At 52.9% G+C, this 14,803-nt stretch carries 13 protein-coding genes; 11 read left to right on the plus strand and 2 right to left on the minus strand.

Annotated features, from left to right (window positions below):
- Positions 1-91: 91 nt before the first annotated feature.
- On the plus strand, positions 92-1,267 hold the full coding sequence (gene nhaA / locus ACSEMK_RS09570) for a Na+/H+ antiporter NhaA (protein ID WP_087858182.1): 1,176 nt from the start codon (positions 92-94) through the stop codon (positions 1,265-1,267).
- Between the two features lie 50 nt (positions 1,268-1,317).
- Positions 1,318-2,217 carry a transcriptional activator NhaR gene (gene nhaR / locus ACSEMK_RS09575; RefSeq protein ID WP_045395806.1) on the plus strand — a complete coding sequence of 300 codons (900 nt, stop codon included), beginning with the start codon at positions 1,318-1,320 and terminating at the stop codon, positions 2,215-2,217.
- 72 nt (positions 2,218-2,289) lie between these two features.
- On the opposite strand, the gene rpsT is transcribed toward nhaR, so the two are convergent.
- Positions 2,290-2,553 carry a 30S ribosomal protein S20 gene (rpsT, locus tag ACSEMK_RS09580; protein ID WP_001518655.1) on the minus strand — a complete coding sequence of 88 codons (264 nt, stop codon included), beginning with the start codon at positions 2,551-2,553 and terminating at the stop codon, positions 2,290-2,292.
- 330 nt (positions 2,554-2,883) lie between these two features.
- Between rpsT and ribF the strand changes: the two genes are divergently transcribed.
- From ribF to rihC, 6 genes are all read left to right on the plus strand, one after another.
- Complete coding sequence (gene ribF / locus ACSEMK_RS09585; RefSeq protein WP_087858180.1) at positions 2,884-3,822, plus strand: bifunctional riboflavin kinase/FAD synthetase; 939 nt, start codon at positions 2,884-2,886, stop codon at positions 3,820-3,822.
- Positions 3,823-3,867: 45 nt separating this feature from the next.
- A complete protein-coding gene (gene ileS / locus ACSEMK_RS09590) occupies positions 3,868-6,684 on the plus strand; it encodes an isoleucine--tRNA ligase (RefSeq protein WP_087858179.1) in 2,817 nt (938 codons plus the stop codon).
- Entirely contained in the window at positions 6,684-7,181 is a 498-nt protein-coding gene (gene lspA, locus ACSEMK_RS09595; protein ID WP_087858178.1) for a signal peptidase II, read from the plus strand. Before ileS ends, lspA begins: the two co-directional genes overlap by 1 nt.
- A gap of 124 nt (positions 7,182-7,305) precedes the next feature.
- Positions 7,306-7,755, plus strand: a complete 450-nt coding sequence (fkpB, locus tag ACSEMK_RS09600) for an FKBP-type peptidyl-prolyl cis-trans isomerase (RefSeq protein ID WP_047043962.1) — start codon at positions 7,306-7,308, stop codon at positions 7,753-7,755.
- Position 7,756: 1 nt separating this feature from the next.
- Complete coding sequence (gene ispH, locus ACSEMK_RS09605) at positions 7,757-8,707, plus strand: 4-hydroxy-3-methylbut-2-enyl diphosphate reductase (RefSeq protein WP_015368325.1); 951 nt, start codon at positions 7,757-7,759, stop codon at positions 8,705-8,707.
- 67 nt (positions 8,708-8,774) lie between these two features.
- Positions 8,775-9,689, plus strand: coding sequence for a ribonucleoside hydrolase RihC (gene rihC, locus ACSEMK_RS09610; RefSeq protein ID WP_087858177.1), 915 nt, complete (start codon positions 8,775-8,777; stop codon positions 9,687-9,689).
- 3 nt (positions 9,690-9,692) lie between these two features.
- Here rihC and ACSEMK_RS09615 read toward each other — a convergent pair whose 3' ends face one another.
- On the minus strand, positions 9,693-10,631 hold the full coding sequence (locus ACSEMK_RS09615; RefSeq protein WP_087858176.1) for a LysR family transcriptional regulator: 939 nt from the start codon (positions 10,629-10,631) through the stop codon (positions 9,693-9,695).
- 272 nt (positions 10,632-10,903) lie between these two features.
- Here ACSEMK_RS09615 and ACSEMK_RS09620 point away from each other — a divergent pair, with 272 nt between their 5' ends.
- The 3 genes from ACSEMK_RS09620 (at position 10,904) to ACSEMK_RS09630 (ending at position 14,783) form a co-directional block, all read left to right on the plus strand.
- Positions 10,904-11,959 carry a 4-oxalomesaconate tautomerase gene (locus ACSEMK_RS09620; protein WP_087858175.1) on the plus strand — a complete coding sequence of 352 codons (1,056 nt, stop codon included), beginning with the start codon at positions 10,904-10,906 and terminating at the stop codon, positions 11,957-11,959.
- 44 nt (positions 11,960-12,003) lie between these two features.
- Complete coding sequence (locus tag ACSEMK_RS09625; RefSeq protein ID WP_113374572.1) at positions 12,004-13,437, plus strand: anion permease; 1,434 nt, start codon at positions 12,004-12,006, stop codon at positions 13,435-13,437.
- An 83-nt stretch (positions 13,438-13,520) separates the two neighbouring features.
- A complete protein-coding gene (locus tag ACSEMK_RS09630; RefSeq protein ID WP_087858173.1) occupies positions 13,521-14,783 on the plus strand; it encodes an SLC13 family permease in 1,263 nt (420 codons plus the stop codon).
- Positions 14,784-14,803: the final 20 nt, after the last annotated feature.

Here is a 14,803-nt window from a genome sequence, read left to right on the forward strand (position 1 = left end):
GTGTAATGGCAATTTAAATCTGATTTTTTCGATGTATTGTCGGCTGTATCATACTTTTATCGAGTTATTGACCAACAAGGTGAGAGTAAAAGTGAAACATCTGCAACGATTTTTCAGTAGCGATGCTTCCGGGGGCATTATCTTAATCTGCGCCGCCGCGCTGGCGATGATTATGGCCAATAGCGGCGTCACCAGCGGTCTGTATCATGCCTTTTTGGAGACGCCGGTACAGCTGCGCGTTGGCGCGCTGGAAATTAACAAAAACATGCTGTTGTGGATCAACGATGCGCTAATGGCGGTGTTTTTCCTGTTAATTGGCCTGGAAGTGAAGCGTGAGATGATCCAGGGGGCGCTTGCCAGCCGCCGTCAGGCGGTGTTCCCGGTGGTCGCCGCGATTGGCGGCATGGTGGTGCCGGCGCTTATCTATTTAGCTTTCAATGCCCAGGATCCCGTTGCGCGGGAAGGGTGGGCGATCCCGGCGGCGACTGATATCGCCTTTGCGCTTGGCGTTTTGGCGCTATTAGGCAACCGTGTACCAACAGCGCTGAAAATTTTCCTGATGGCGCTGGCTATCATTGATGACCTCGGGGCGATCGTGATTATCGCGCTCTTTTATACCAACGATCTGTCGGTGCTATCGCTGGCGGTCGCCGCTGGCGCGATTGTGGTACTGGCGGCGCTCAATCTCAGCGGCGTACGGCGCACCGGTATCTATATCCTGGTTGGCGCGGTGCTATGGACGGCGGTACTGAAATCCGGCGTACATGCGACCCTGGCGGGGGTTATCGTCGGTTTTATGATTCCTTTGAAGGAGCAGAATGGCAAATCGCCGGCGAAACAGCTTGAGCATGTGCTGCATCCGTGGGTCGCGTTTCTTATCCTACCGCTGTTTGCTTTTGCCAATGCCGGGGTTTCGCTGCAGGGCGTTACCTTCGCGGGGCTGACCTCGCTGCTGCCGCTTGGGATCATTGCCGGACTGTTTATCGGTAAGCCGCTCGGAATTAGCCTGTTCTGCTGGCTGGCGCTGAAGTTTAAGTGGGCCTCGTTGCCGCCGGGAACCCGCTTCCCGCAGATTATGGCGGTCGGCGTACTGTGCGGAATCGGCTTCACCATGTCGATTTTCATCGCCACGCTCGCTTTTAGCAGCGTGGATCCCGGATTGATCAACTGGGCTAAGCTGGGCATTCTGATAGGGTCTATCCTGTCTGCCGTCATCGGCTACATGATTCTGCGTAAGCGCGTAACGGATCTTACTCACAGCGTGTAACTTCATCGGGAGGGCCTGTGGGCCCTTCCGGACATATCAGGGAGGGATGTATGTCACACATCAATTACAACCATCTGTACTATTTCTGGCACGTCTACCGTGAGGGCTCGGTCGTCGGCGCCGCCGAGGCGCTCTATTTGACGCCGCAGACGATCACCGGGCAGATAAAAGCGCTGGAAGAGCGCTTACAGGGGAAGCTCTTTAAACGCAAAGGACGCGGCCTGGAACCCAGCGAGCTGGGAGAGTTGGTGTTTCGCTACGCGGATCGCATGTTCACCCTGAGCCAGGAGATGCTCGATATCGTCAACTACCGCAAAGAGTCGAACCTGCTATTTGATGTCGGCGTCGCCGACGCGCTTTCCAAGCGATTAGTGAGCGGCGTTCTGGATGCGGCGGTAGTGGAAGATGAGCAAATTCACCTGCGCTGCTTTGAATCCACCCACGAGATGCTGCTGGAGCAACTGAGCCAGCATAAGCTGGATATGATTATCTCGGATTGCCCGATTGACTCGACCCAGCAAGAGGGGCTGTTTTCGGTGAAAATCGGCGAGTGCGGGGTGAGCTTCTGGTGTATGAATCCGCCGCCGGAAAAAGCGTTTCCCGCCTGTCTTGAGGAGCGTCGCCTGCTCATTCCCGGTCGCCGTTCAATGCTCGGGCGCAAGCTGCTGAACTGGTTTAATTCGCAGGGGCTGCAGGTGGAAATTCTCGGCGAGTTCGACGATGCGGCGCTTATGAAAGCCTTCGGCGCGGCGCATAATGCCATTTTTGTGGCGCCAACCCTCTATGCTCACGATTTCTATGCCGATGAGTCGATTGTCGAAATTGGCCGCATGGAGAACGTCATGGAGGAGTATCACGCTATTTTTGCCGAGCGAATGATTCAGCATCCAGCGGTACAGCGTATCTGCAATCGCGATTATTCATCGCTGTTTGCGCAACCGCAAAGTTAAGTATCGGCAAACAACAGACATAAAAAAACCCGCTTTCGCGGGTTTCTTTAACAAAGTTCAGCAAGCGGGCGATTAAGCCAGTTTGTTGATCTGTGCAGTCAGGTTTGCTTTATGACGCGCAGCTTTGTTTTTGTGGATCAGACCTTTAGCAGCCTGACGGTCCACGATTGGTTGCATTTCGTTAAATGCTTTCAGTGCAGCAGCTTTGTCGCCAGCTTCGATAGCTGCGTATACTTTCTTGATGAAAGTACGCATCATAGAGCGACGGCTTGCGTTGTGCTTGCGAGCCTTTTCAGACTGAACGGCGCGCTTCTTAGCTGATTTGATATTAGCCAAGGTCCAACTCCCAAATGTGTTCTATATGGACAATTCAAAGGCCGAGGAATATGCCCGTTTAGCCTTCTTTTGTCAATGGATTTGTGCAAATAAGCGCCGTTTAAGATAACGAGGCTTCATTACGTAGTGATGGCGCAAGATTCTACCAGCTTGTTGTAGTCGAATACAGTCTTTCCACCATAAAAATCGACGGCCGCGTATAGTTTTTCCTGCATTCTTACGCTGAGTGAATGAATTAGCAGGATCTTTCGTAATCGAGGTGCAATCGCTGGTTAACGTCGCCTGTTGTACAAGGTATACTCGGACGATTTTCACTGTTTTGAGCCAGACATGAAGCTGATACGCGGCATACATAATCTCAGTCAGGCCCCGCACGGGTGCGTGCTGACCATTGGAAATTTCGACGGCGTGCATCGCGGGCATCAGGCGCTGCTGCAGCGCCTGCGCGCAGAGGGCCGCCGGCTCGGTCTGCCGGTTGTGGTGATGATTTTTGAGCCGCAGCCGCTGGAGCTGTTTGCCGCCGATAAAGCGCCGGCGCGGATCACGCGTCTGCGTGAAAAACTGGGCTATCTGGCGGAAAGCGGCGTCGACTACGTGCTGTGTGTTCGTTTTGACCGGCGTTTCGCAGCGCTGACGGCGCAAGATTTTATTAGCGAGCTGCTGGTGCGCCAGCTGGGCGTACAGTTCCTTGCCGTGGGTGATGATTTCCGCTTTGGCGCTGGTCGTCAGGGGGATTTCTTGTTATTACAGAAGGCCGGGGCGGAGTACGGTTTTGACGTCACCAGCACCCAAACCTTCTGCGAAGGCGGCGTACGTATCAGCAGCACCGCGGTGCGTCAGGCGCTGGCGGACGATGACCTCGCGCAGGCGGAAAACCTGCTGGGGCATCCGTTTACCATTTCTGGCCGCGTCGTGCACGGCGATGAGCTGGGGCGCACCATAGGTTTCCCGACGGCGAACTTACCGCTGCGTCGTCAGGTTTCCCCGGTTAAAGGGGTCTTTGCGGTAGAAGTGGCAGGGCTCGGCGATAAGCCATTACCCGGCGTCGCCAACATTGGCACGCGTCCAACGGTCTCCGGCGTGCGACAGCAGCTGGAAGTTCACCTCCTGGACGTTGTAATGGACCTCTACGGTCGCCATATAGATGTAATACTGCGTAAAAAAATACGTAACGAGCAGCGTTTTGCGTCGCTGGATGAGCTAAAAGCGCAAATCGCACGAGATGAGTTAACGGCCCGCGAGTTCTTTGGGCTCACCAGGCAGGGATAATCCTACTGGTATTTATCAAACCGAAATAACGGAACCGAGAATCTGATGAGTGACTATAAATCCACCCTGAATTTGCCGGAAACAGGGTTCCCGATGCGTGGCGATCTCGCCAAACGCGAACCGGGAATGCTGGCGCGTTGGACCGATGATGACCTGTACGGCATCATCCGTGCGGCGAAAAAAGGCAAAAAAACCTTCATTCTGCATGATGGCCCTCCTTATGCGAATGGCAGCATTCATATTGGTCACTCGGTTAACAAGATTCTGAAAGACATTATCGTTAAGTCCAAAGGACTGACGGGCTTTGACTCGCCGTACGTTCCGGGTTGGGACTGCCACGGTTTGCCGATCGAACTGAAAGTCGAGCAACAATACGGTAAGCCGGGTGAGAAATTCACCGCTGCAGAATTCCGCGCCAAGTGCCGTGAATATGCCGCCGAGCAGATCGACGGCCAGCGTAAAGACTTTATCCGCCTGGGCGTACTGGGCGACTGGTCACGTCCGTACCTGACCATGGACTTCAAAACTGAAGCCAATATCATCCGCGCGCTGGGTAAAATCATCGGCAACGGTCACCTGCATAAAGGCGCTAAGCCGGTGCACTGGTGCGTGGACTGCCGTTCCGCGCTGGCGGAAGCGGAAGTTGAGTATTATGACAAAACGTCTCCGTCTATCGATGTGGCGTTCCACGCGGTAGATAAAGCCGCGGTACTGGCCAAATTCGGCGTAGCCGACGTCACTGGCCCGGTTTCGCTGGTTATCTGGACCACGACGCCGTGGACCCTGCCGGCTAACCGCGCCATCTCTCTGTCGCCTGAGTTCGACTATGCGCTGGTGCAGGTTGACGGCCAGGCGCTGATCCTGGCGAAAGACCTGGTGGAAAGCGTGATGCAGCGCATTGGCGTGGCGGATTACACCATCCTGGCGGCGGTGCAGGGTTCCGAGCTTGAACTGATGCGCTTTAAGCATCCGTTCCTCGATTTTGACGTGCCGGCTATCCTTGGCGACCACGTGACGCTGGACGCGGGTACCGGTGCGGTGCATACCGCCGGCGGCCACGGTCCGGACGACTACACGATCAGCCAGAAATACGGTCTGGAAATCGCCAACCCGGTTGGCCCGGACGGCTCTTACCTGCCAGGTACTTATCCGTCTCTGGACGGTATTAACGTCTTCAAAGCCAACGACATCATCGTTGAGATGCTGCGCGATAGCGGCGCGCTGCTGCACGTGGAAAAAATGCAGCACAGCTATCCGTGCTGCTGGCGCCACAAATCGCCGATCATCTTCCGCGCTACTCCGCAGTGGTTCGTCAGCATGGATCAGAAAGGCCTGCGTGCCCAGTCTCTGAAAGAGATCAAAGGCGTGCAGTGGATCCCGGACTGGGGCCAGGCGCGTATCGAATCGATGGTGGCCAACCGTCCTGACTGGTGTATCTCCCGTCAGCGTACCTGGGGCGTGCCGATGTCGCTGTTCGTGCATAAAGAAACCCACGAGCTGCACCCGCGTACCCTCGAACTGATGGAAGAAGTGGCGAAACGCGTTGAAGTCGACGGCATCCAGGCGTGGTGGGATCTCGATTCCCGCGACATCCTTGGCGATGACGCTGACAGCTACGAAAAAGTGCCGGATACCCTCGACGTGTGGTTTGACTCCGGGTCTACCCACTCTTCTGTGGTTGATGTGCGTCCGGAATTCGCCGGTCACGCCGCGGATATGTATCTGGAAGGCTCCGATCAGCATCGCGGCTGGTTCATGTCTTCACTGATGATCTCCACGGCGATGAAAGGCAAAGCGCCATATCGTCAGGTACTGACCCACGGCTTCACCGTCGACGGCCAGGGCCGCAAAATGTCCAAGTCTATCGGTAACACCGTTAGCCCGCAGGACGTGATGAACAAACTGGGCGCCGATATTCTGCGCCTGTGGGTGGCTTCCACCGACTATACCGGCGAAATGGCGGTCTCCGATGAGATCCTCAAACGCGCCGCGGACAGCTATCGTCGTATCCGTAATACCGCGCGCTTCCTGCTGGCGAACCTTAACGGTTTCGATCCGGCAAAAGATATGGTTAAACCGGAAGAGATGGTCGTTCTGGACCGCTGGGCGGTCGGCTGCGCGCAGGCGGCTCAGGAAGATATTCTCAAAGCCTACGAATCCTACGACTTCCACGAAGTGGTGCAGCGCCTGATGCGCTTCTGCTCCATCGAAATGGGCTCGTTCTATCTCGACATCATCAAAGACCGCCAGTACACCGCGAAAGCGGACAGCGTGGCGCGTCGCAGCTGCCAGACCGCGCTGTTCCATATCGTGGAAGCGCTGGTGCGCTGGATGGCGCCGATCATGTCCTTCACCGCGGACGAAATCTGGGGCTATCTGCCGGGCGAGCGTGAAAAATACGTCTTCACCGGCGAGTGGTATGAAGGCCTGTTCGGCCTGGCCGACGACGAAGCGATGAACGACGGTTTCTGGGATGAACTGCTGAAAGTGCGCGGCGAAGTCAACAAGGTGATTGAGCAGGCGCGTGCGGATAAGAAAGTCGGCGGTTCTCTGGAAGCGGCGGTTACGCTGTATGCCGATGCTGACCTGGCGGCCAAGCTCAACGCGCTGGGCGAAGAATTACGATTTGTCCTGTTGACCTCCGGCGCTAACGTTGCCGATTATGCACAGGCGCCGGCTGATGCCTGGCAGAGCGATCTGCTGAAAGGGCTGAAAGTAGTCCTGAGCAAAGCCGAGGGCGAGAAGTGCCCACGCTGCTGGCATTACACCAGCGATGTCGGCAAGGTAGCGGAACACGCGGAAATCTGCGGTCGCTGTGTCAGTAACGTCGCCGGTGACGGCGAGCAACGTAAATTCGCCTGATGAGTAAATCGATCTGTTCAACGGGGCTACGCTGGCTGTGGGTCGTCGTAGCCGTGCTGATTATCGATCTGGGCAGCAAATTCCTGATCCTCCAGAACTTCGCTCTGGGGGAGACGGTTTCGCTGTTCCCGTCGCTTAATCTGCATTATGCGCGCAACTACGGCGCGGCCTTTAGCTTCCTCGCCGACAGCGGCGGCTGGCAGCGCTGGTTCTTCGCCGGGATTGCCGTCGGCATCTGCGTGGTGCTGGCGGTGCTGATGTACCGTTCGAAGGCGACGCAAAAGCTGAACAATATTGCCTACGCGCTGATTATTGGCGGCGCGCTGGGTAACCTGTTCGATCGTCTGTGGCACGGCTTTGTCGTCGATATGATCGACTTCTACGTCGGCGACTGGCATTTCGCCACCTTCAACCTTGCCGATAGCGCTATCTGCATCGGCGCGGCGCTGATCGTGCTGGAAGGCTTCTTGCCATCCAGCGATAAAAAAGCATCATAAAAAATTGCCGGATAAGACGCTAAAGCGTCTTATCCGGCCTACAGTATACATCGGCCTTTGTAGGCCCGGTAAGCGCAGCGCCACCGGGCAAACAAGCGGCGGTAATGTAAAAGAGCAAACCTGCATGTCTAACTCTGTACAGAGCAACAGCGCGGTGCTGGTGCACTTCACGCTGAAACTGGATGACGGCTCCACCGCCGAATCCACGCGCGGTAACGGTAAACCGGCGCTGTTTCGTCTTGGCGATGCCTCGCTTTCCGAAGGGCTGGAGCAGCATCTGCTGGGGCTGAAAGCCGGCGATAAAACCACGTTCTCGCTGGAACCTGATGCCGCGTTCGGGGTACCGACGCCGGACCTGATCCAGTATTTCTCTCGCCGCGAGTTTATCGACGCCGGCGAGCCGGAAATTGGCGCAATTATGCTCTTTACCGCAATGGATGGCAGCGAAATGCCCGGCGTGATCCGCGAAGTGAACGGCGATTCCATCACCGTAGACTTCAACCATCCGCTGGCCGGGCGCACCGTTCATTTTGATATTGAAGTGCTGGAAGTCGATCCGGCGCTGGAGGGGTAAGATGCAGATCCTGTTGGCTAACCCGCGCGGTTTTTGCGCCGGCGTTGACCGCGCTATCAGCATTGTAGAAAACGCGCTGACGTTGTACGGCGCGCCAATCTACGTTCGTCACGAAGTCGTCCATAACCGCTACGTCGTCGATAGCCTGCGCCAGCGTGGGGCGATTTTTATCGAACAGATTAGCGAAGTGCCGGACGGCGCGATCCTGATTTTCTCCGCCCACGGCGTTTCGCAGGCGGTACGCAACGAAGCGAAGAGTCGTGACCTGACGGTTTTCGACGCCACCTGTCCGCTGGTGACCAAAGTCCATATGGAAGTCGCCCGCGCCAGCCGCCGCGGCGAAGAGTCGATTCTGATTGGCCACGCCGGGCACCCGGAAGTTGAAGGCACCATGGGCCAGTACAATAACCCGGAAGGGGGTATGTACCTGGTGGAGTCGCCGGAAGACGTGCTGACGCTGGAAGTGAAAAACGATGCCCGACTGTCGTTCATGACCCAGACCACGCTCTCGGTCGATGATACTTCTGACGTTATCGACGCGCTGCGCGAGCGCTTCCCGAAAATCGTCGGCCCGCGTAAAGACGATATCTGCTACGCCACCACCAACCGTCAGGAAGCCGTACGCGCGCTGGCGGAGCAGGCTGACGTGGTGCTGGTGGTCGGTTCGAAAAACTCCTCTAACTCCAATCGCCTGGCTGAACTGGCGCAGCGGATGGGGAAAGCGGCCTATCTCATCGACGATGCCACCGATATCCAGGAACAATGGGTTAAGTCTGCGGCCTGCGTTGGCGTAACGGCGGGCGCGTCGGCCCCGGATATCCTGGTGCAGAACGTGATTGCCCGCCTGCAGGAGCTGGGCGGCGGCGAAGCGGTGCCGTTGGAAGGCCGTGAAGAGAATATCGTTTTCGAAGTGCCGAAAGAGCTGCGTGTGGATGTCCGTGAAGTAGAGTAAGTTCTTTCCCCCAGCAGTATGAGAAGATGCCAGACTTAACGTCTGGCATTTTTTTTGGGAGAAAACCATGCGCTTACCGATTATTCTCGACACCGATCCGGGTATTGACGACGCGGCGGCGATTGCTGCCGCGCTCTTCTCGCCGCAGCTGGATCTGCAACTAATGACGACGGTCGCGGGCAATGTCTCGGTAGAGAAGACGACCCGCAACGCGCTGCAGTTACTGCATTTCTGGAATGCAGATGTCCCGCTGGCGCAAGGGGCATCGATGCCGCTGGTGCGTCCGCTGCGCGATGCCGCCTCGGTGCATGGCGAATCCGGCATGGAGGGCTATGATTTCGTCGAACATAACCGCCAGCCGCTGGCTAAACCGGCTTTTCAGGCGATTCGCGATGCGCTGATGCACGCAGCGGAACCCGTGACCCTAGTGGCCATTGGCCCGCTAACCAATATTGCCCTACTGATTACGCAGTATCCTGAGTGCCTGTTTAATATTCGTCGACTGGTGCTGATGGGCGGCTCGGCCGGGCGCGGTAACTTCACCCCCAACGCCGAGTTCAATATCGCCATCGATCCGGAAGCTGCCGCGAAAGTCTTCCAGAGTGGGTTGGACATTGTGATGTGCGGGCTGGATGTCACCAATAAGGCGATGCTGAGCGCGGACTATCTGGCAACCCTACCGACGCTCAATCAAACCGGTAAAATGCTTCATGCGCTATTTAGCCACTATCGCAGCGGCAGCATGAGTAGCGGCCTGAGAATGCACGATCTCTGCGCTATCGCGTGGTTGGTTCGCCCGGATCTATTTACGCTCAAACCCTGCTTTGTGGCGGTGGAGACGCAGGGGAGCTGGACGGCTGGCACCACCGTGGTGGATATTGAAGGACGTCTGGGACAGCCGGCCAACGCGCAGGTCGCGCTGGATTTAGATGTCGCGGGTTTTCAACGTTGGGCGGCGGAAGTTTTCGCTCTCGCGCCGTGACCGTTATAGCTGCTGGTGTGAATCGACCACATTGCACCATAACTCGCTCGCTTCATCCGTCCACATGAGTAGCAATAATGAAGCGAAGCGTTCAGCCGCAGCGGAAAGCGGGCGGTTTTTAACGCGAATCATGCCAAGCGTGCGTCTGATGACCGGTTCAACCAGCGGCACGCTGACGACTGCGCTGTTGGCGTGATGCGGCATGGCCAGGCAGGGCAGAGCCGATATGCCAAGCCCCGCCTCGACCAGCCCCAGAGAGGTGGATAAATGTCTGACTTCGTAAAACCAATCCAATTTCCATGGTTTATCCTGCAGGCAACTTTCAATAAGTTGCCGATTACCGCTTGAGCGTCTGACGCCAATTAATCTCTGCGAGACGAGCTCGCGCCATTCCACTAATTTTTTACCGGCCAGCGGATGATCCTGTCGGCAAGCCAGGACGAAGGGTTCGTTGACCAGCGGGCTAAATTCGATATCGGGATGTGTGATGAAGTTCATATTTATTCCAAAATCGACTTCGCCTTTTCTCACCGAAGCCATGCAATTTTCTATACCTTGTTCATAAATTCGAACTTTGATGTGCGGGTAGCGCTGATTAAATTGAACGATGGCGCGAGGTAAAAAATAAAATACCGCCGTCGGGATACAAGAAAGCGTTACCGTATCATGCACATTAGAAGTCAGGTTGCTGAGATTAAAAATGGCGGCATCGAGGCTGGCAATCAGTGACTTTGCCTTGGGAAGGAGTATTTGTCCTGCCTGGGTGAGCATGATTTTTCGGGTGGTTCGCTCGAACAGGGGGGTATTAAGGTTACTTTCTATTTTCTGTATTTTTCGAGTTAGTGCGGGTTGCGTCAGGTTAAGCACTTCAGCGGCTTTGCTAAACGACCCCAGTTCGGCAACAGTGACGAAGGCTTTCATTCCGGATAGTTCATTATTCATTGTTACTCCGTAATCTGAAATAAATATATTAATATGCAGAATGACCTTGTTAATTATTATTGTGCCGATAGCTATTATTAATGCTTTGTAGGTATAAGTCTTATTTTTATATTTTATCAATCACTATCCGCCTTGCAAGTAGAATCAGATGATAAACGGTTGTGCGAGCAAATGAATAATAAAGTAAATAAAAAACTTTAAATGCATTAAGTGCATTAAATTCACGCCCCGTTTATTTGTTCTTTTTCTTATATATTTGTAAGGAGGGTGTTATGAAACAAATTCCGTGTGTTCTCATGCGGGGAGGAACATCAAAAGGGGCTTTCCTTTTAGCGGATGATCTACCTGAAGATATTCAAAAACGCGATGAAGCGTTATTAACCATCATGGGTTCTGGTCATGAACTGGAAATTGATGGTATTGGCGGCGGTAGCCCGCAAACCAGTAAAGTGGCGATTGTCAGTCGCTCGGCCAGCCCACAAGCTGACATTGACTATTTATTTGTGCAGGTCATTGTCAATGAACGACGGGTTGATACCACGCCGAATTGCGGCAATATGCTGTGCGCGGTAGGTGGATTTGCTATCGAAAAAGGGCTTATCGCGGCGAATTCCCCGGTAACACGGGTGCGTATCCGAAACGTCAATACCAACACCTTTGTCGATGCTGACATTCAAACGCCGGACGGCCAGGTCGTTTATGACGGGGATACCCATATTGACGGTGTTCCCGGGCATGCTGCCCCTGTTGCGCTGACGTTTTTAAACGCCGCCGGGGCGAAATCTGGCCAGCTTTTTCCAACCGGCAACCGGGTTGATTTTTTTGATGATATTCGCGTCACGTGTATCGATATGGCGATGCCAATGGTCATTATTCCAGCGCATAGCTTGGGTAAAACCGGATATGAATCGGCCGCTGAATTAGATAAGGACAGCGCATTTTTCCAGCGCCTTGAGTCTATACGTCAACAAGCCGGCGCGGCAATGGGGTTTGGCGATGTATCCAACATGGTTATCCCTAAACCAGTACTGGTTGCTCCACCGCAACACGGCGGGACAATGAGCGTGCGTTATTTCATGCCCCACAGCTGCCATAAGTCGCTAGCGATTACGGGCGCTATCGGCCTGGCGAGTTCGTGTGTTATTGCCGACACCGTGGTTAACGAGCTTACGCGAATGTCGGGTGAAGGGTTAATTAACGTTGAACACCCAAGCGGAAGAATTGAGGTGAACTTAAGTAACGCTAACGGAAATCCTGAAAATATTCGCGCATCGGTTATTCGTACCGCGCGTAAGATTCTTTCTGGCATGGTTTATCTCCCTGAATAATTTTATTACTGCTCTTATATTATTCATTCAGGTAAGGGATCAAAATGGATAAAAAAACAGTATGCAAGCTATTAGTGCTTGTAGCCATCCCATTGCTTATTAGTTTATTCCCGGCCCCGGCTGGGCTGACTAAACTGGCATGGGTGCTATCAGGAATTTATCTGGCAGCAATCGTCGGTTTGGTGATTAAACCCTTTTCAGAACCAGTAATATTGTTAGTGGCGGTTGCCACATCAATGGTCGTTATTGGTAATTTAGGTGATGGCGTAATAAAATCATCGAGCGTATTAAGTGGCTATGCGTCGGGGACGACCTGGCTGGTTTTCTCAGCGTTTACCTTAAGTGCCGCCTTTGTTATTACTGGTTTAGGTAAACGAATTGCTTATATTCTTATCGGCAAGATAGGGAGTACCACGCTCGGCTTAGGTTATGTTACCGCCTTTCTTGATCTCATCCTTTCCCCCGCGACACCGTCGAATACGGCTCGCGCCGGTGGTATCGTCTTACCTATCATCAATAGCGTGGCCGTCGCGTTAGGCTCGGAACCGGAGCATACGGCAAAACGCGTTGGTCATTATTTGATGATTAACGTCTATATGGTCACCAAAACGACCAGTTATATGTTCTTTACCGCCATGGCTGGGAACATACTGGCGCTCAAAATGATTGAAGATATTTGTCACATCAAACTGAGCTGGGGCGGATGGGCATTAGCCGGAATATTACCTGGCATTATTATGCTATTACTGACACCGCTCATTACCTATAAATTATATCCACCTGAATTAAAAAAAGTTGATAATAAAGCGATTGCAAAGGAAGGTCTTGAGTCTTTAGGACCGATGACCTTGCGCGAAAAGATGCTCTCCTGCCTGTTTGTCATGGCATTGGCAGGTTGGGTGTTTAGTAAATCGCTTGGCGTCAACGAATCAACGGTAGCGATTTGCGTCATGGCGTTGATGCTGGTGTTAAAAATCGTCAGCTGGGATGATGTTATAAAAAATAAAGGGGGCTGGAATACCCTTATTTGGTACGGCGGTATCATTGGTTTAAGTTCTTTGCTTTCTAAAGTTGGTTTTTTCTTGTGGTTGGCCGGGTTACTGAAGGATAACATTTCATTTGGCAGTCATAGCACGCTGGCTTTCGTTGTCATCGTCGCACTGAGTATACTGGTTCGTTATTTCTTTGCCTCGGGTAGCGCCTATATTGTGGCGATGGTTCCGGTCTTTGCCATGCTGGCGAATGTTTCCGGCGCGCCGGTTATGTTAACTGCGTTAGCTCTGCTGTTTAGTAATTCCTATGGCGGCATGGTCACCCATTATGGTGGCGCGGCTGGCCCGGTTATATTTGGGGTTGGTTATAATGATATTAAATCCTGGTGGATTGTTGGCGGCATATTAGCACTGTTGACTTTTATCCTACATATCACCGTAGGAGTCTGGTGGTGGGAATTATTAATGTACTGGAAAGTTATTTAACTATAACTTGAAATTTATAAAACGCTGCATCACCTGCTTAGACTAATTATTGAACCCACACACTGAAGAGGTGTTATATATTTATGTCACCAGTAGCAATTACATTGTCACTGTTGTTATTTTCAATTGTGATGTTTGTTTGGGAAAAAATTCCTTTAGCCGCTACGGCTATGATCGTCTGTATTACTTTAGTCGTAACAGGCGTTTTTGATGTAAAAACGGCTTTCGCGGGGTTTATTAACCAGAACGTCATTTTGTTTGTCGCCATGTTTGTGGTCGGCGGCGCCTTATTTGAAACTGGCGTCACGGACAAAATTGGCGGAATAGTGACCCGCTACGCCCGCTCGGAGCGGCAACTTATCGTTATTATTATGTTGGTGTGCGGGGCCCTCTCCGGCTTTTTGTCGAATACGGGAACGGCTGCGGTACTGATTCCTGTAGTCATCGGCGCCGCTATTAAGTCGGGCTATGCGCAATCTCGTTTGCTAATGCCATTAGCGTTCGCTTCGGCGCTGGGCGGAAACTTATCGCTTATTGGTTCACCGGGTAATCTGATCGCCCAGTCGGCGCTGGAACAAGTTGGGCAACGCTTCGGTTTTTTCGAGTATGCCAAACTGGGCATCCCCATGCTGCTTTGCGGAATCATCTACTTTTTGACCATCGGTTATAAACTGCTGCCAGCGCAATCTGTCAATCTCAAAGACAAAGCTGAAAAAAGTAGCAAAAATGATTGTCCTAAATATAAGCAGGTGATTGCTGTTTTAGTGCTGGTATTTACCGTACTGGGGATGATTTTTGAGAATGTTATTGGCTTGCCGATTGCGATTATCGGTTCAATTGGCGCGTTATTTTTGGTTATTACGCGAGTGATCACAGAAAAACAGGCCTACCAGTCAATTGACTCCCAGACGATTTTTCTTTTTGGCGGCACATTAGCTTTAGCAAAAGCGCTCGAAACCACCGGCGCGGGTGCAATCATGGCCCGCTCAATTATCGATCTGCTTGGTCAACAGGCTTCACCGTTCTTATTATTAAGTGCCGTTTTAATAATTTCCTGCATATTAACCAATTTTATGTCGAATACCGCAACGGCGGCTTTACTTATTCCCATTGGCTTGTCTATTGCACATTCAATGGGCGCTGACCCGCGAGCGGTGCTGATGGCTATAGTCATTGGCTGTTCATGTGCTTATGCGACTCCGGTTGGGACGCCGGCGAATATGATGATTTTTTCCGCCGGGGGATATCGGTTTATGGATTATGTCAGGGTCGGATTACCGCTGATTATTATATCTGTGGTGGTGAGCTTTATTTTACTGCCGATATTTTTTCCTTTTTATTCGTAACGATACGGATAAAAGCATCG

It is taken from the genome of Klebsiella sp. K-3 (genome assembly GCF_051207495.1).
Taxonomy (GTDB): Bacteria; Pseudomonadota; Gammaproteobacteria; order Enterobacterales; family Enterobacteriaceae; genus Klebsiella; species Klebsiella aerogenes.

Bases quoted from the DNA above. Each gene is read 5' to 3' on its own strand.
- nhaR (WP_045395806.1), top strand. From the start codon at position 1,318: ATGTCACACATCAATTACAACCATCTGTACTATTTCTGGCACGTCTAC.
- ribF (WP_087858180.1), top strand. From the start codon at position 2,884: ATGAAGCTGATACGCGGCATACATAATCTCAGTCAGGCCCCGCACGGG.
- ileS (WP_087858179.1), top strand. From the start codon at position 3,868: ATGAGTGACTATAAATCCACCCTGAATTTGCCGGAAACAGGGTTCCCG.
- lspA (WP_087858178.1), top strand. From the start codon at position 6,684: ATGAGTAAATCGATCTGTTCAACGGGGCTACGCTGGCTGTGGGTCGTC.
- fkpB (WP_047043962.1), top strand. From the start codon at position 7,306: ATGTCTAACTCTGTACAGAGCAACAGCGCGGTGCTGGTGCACTTCACG.
- ispH (WP_015368325.1), top strand. From the start codon at position 7,757: ATGCAGATCCTGTTGGCTAACCCGCGCGGTTTTTGCGCCGGCGTTGAC.
- rihC (WP_087858177.1), top strand. From the start codon at position 8,775: ATGCGCTTACCGATTATTCTCGACACCGATCCGGGTATTGACGACGCG.
- ACSEMK_RS09615 (WP_087858176.1), bottom strand. From the start codon at position 10,631: ATGAATAATGAACTATCCGGAATGAAAGCCTTCGTCACTGTTGCCGAA.
- ACSEMK_RS09620 (WP_087858175.1), top strand. From the start codon at position 10,904: ATGAAACAAATTCCGTGTGTTCTCATGCGGGGAGGAACATCAAAAGGG.
- ACSEMK_RS09625 (WP_113374572.1), top strand. From the start codon at position 12,004: ATGGATAAAAAAACAGTATGCAAGCTATTAGTGCTTGTAGCCATCCCA.
- ACSEMK_RS09630 (WP_087858173.1), top strand. From the start codon at position 13,521: ATGTCACCAGTAGCAATTACATTGTCACTGTTGTTATTTTCAATTGTG.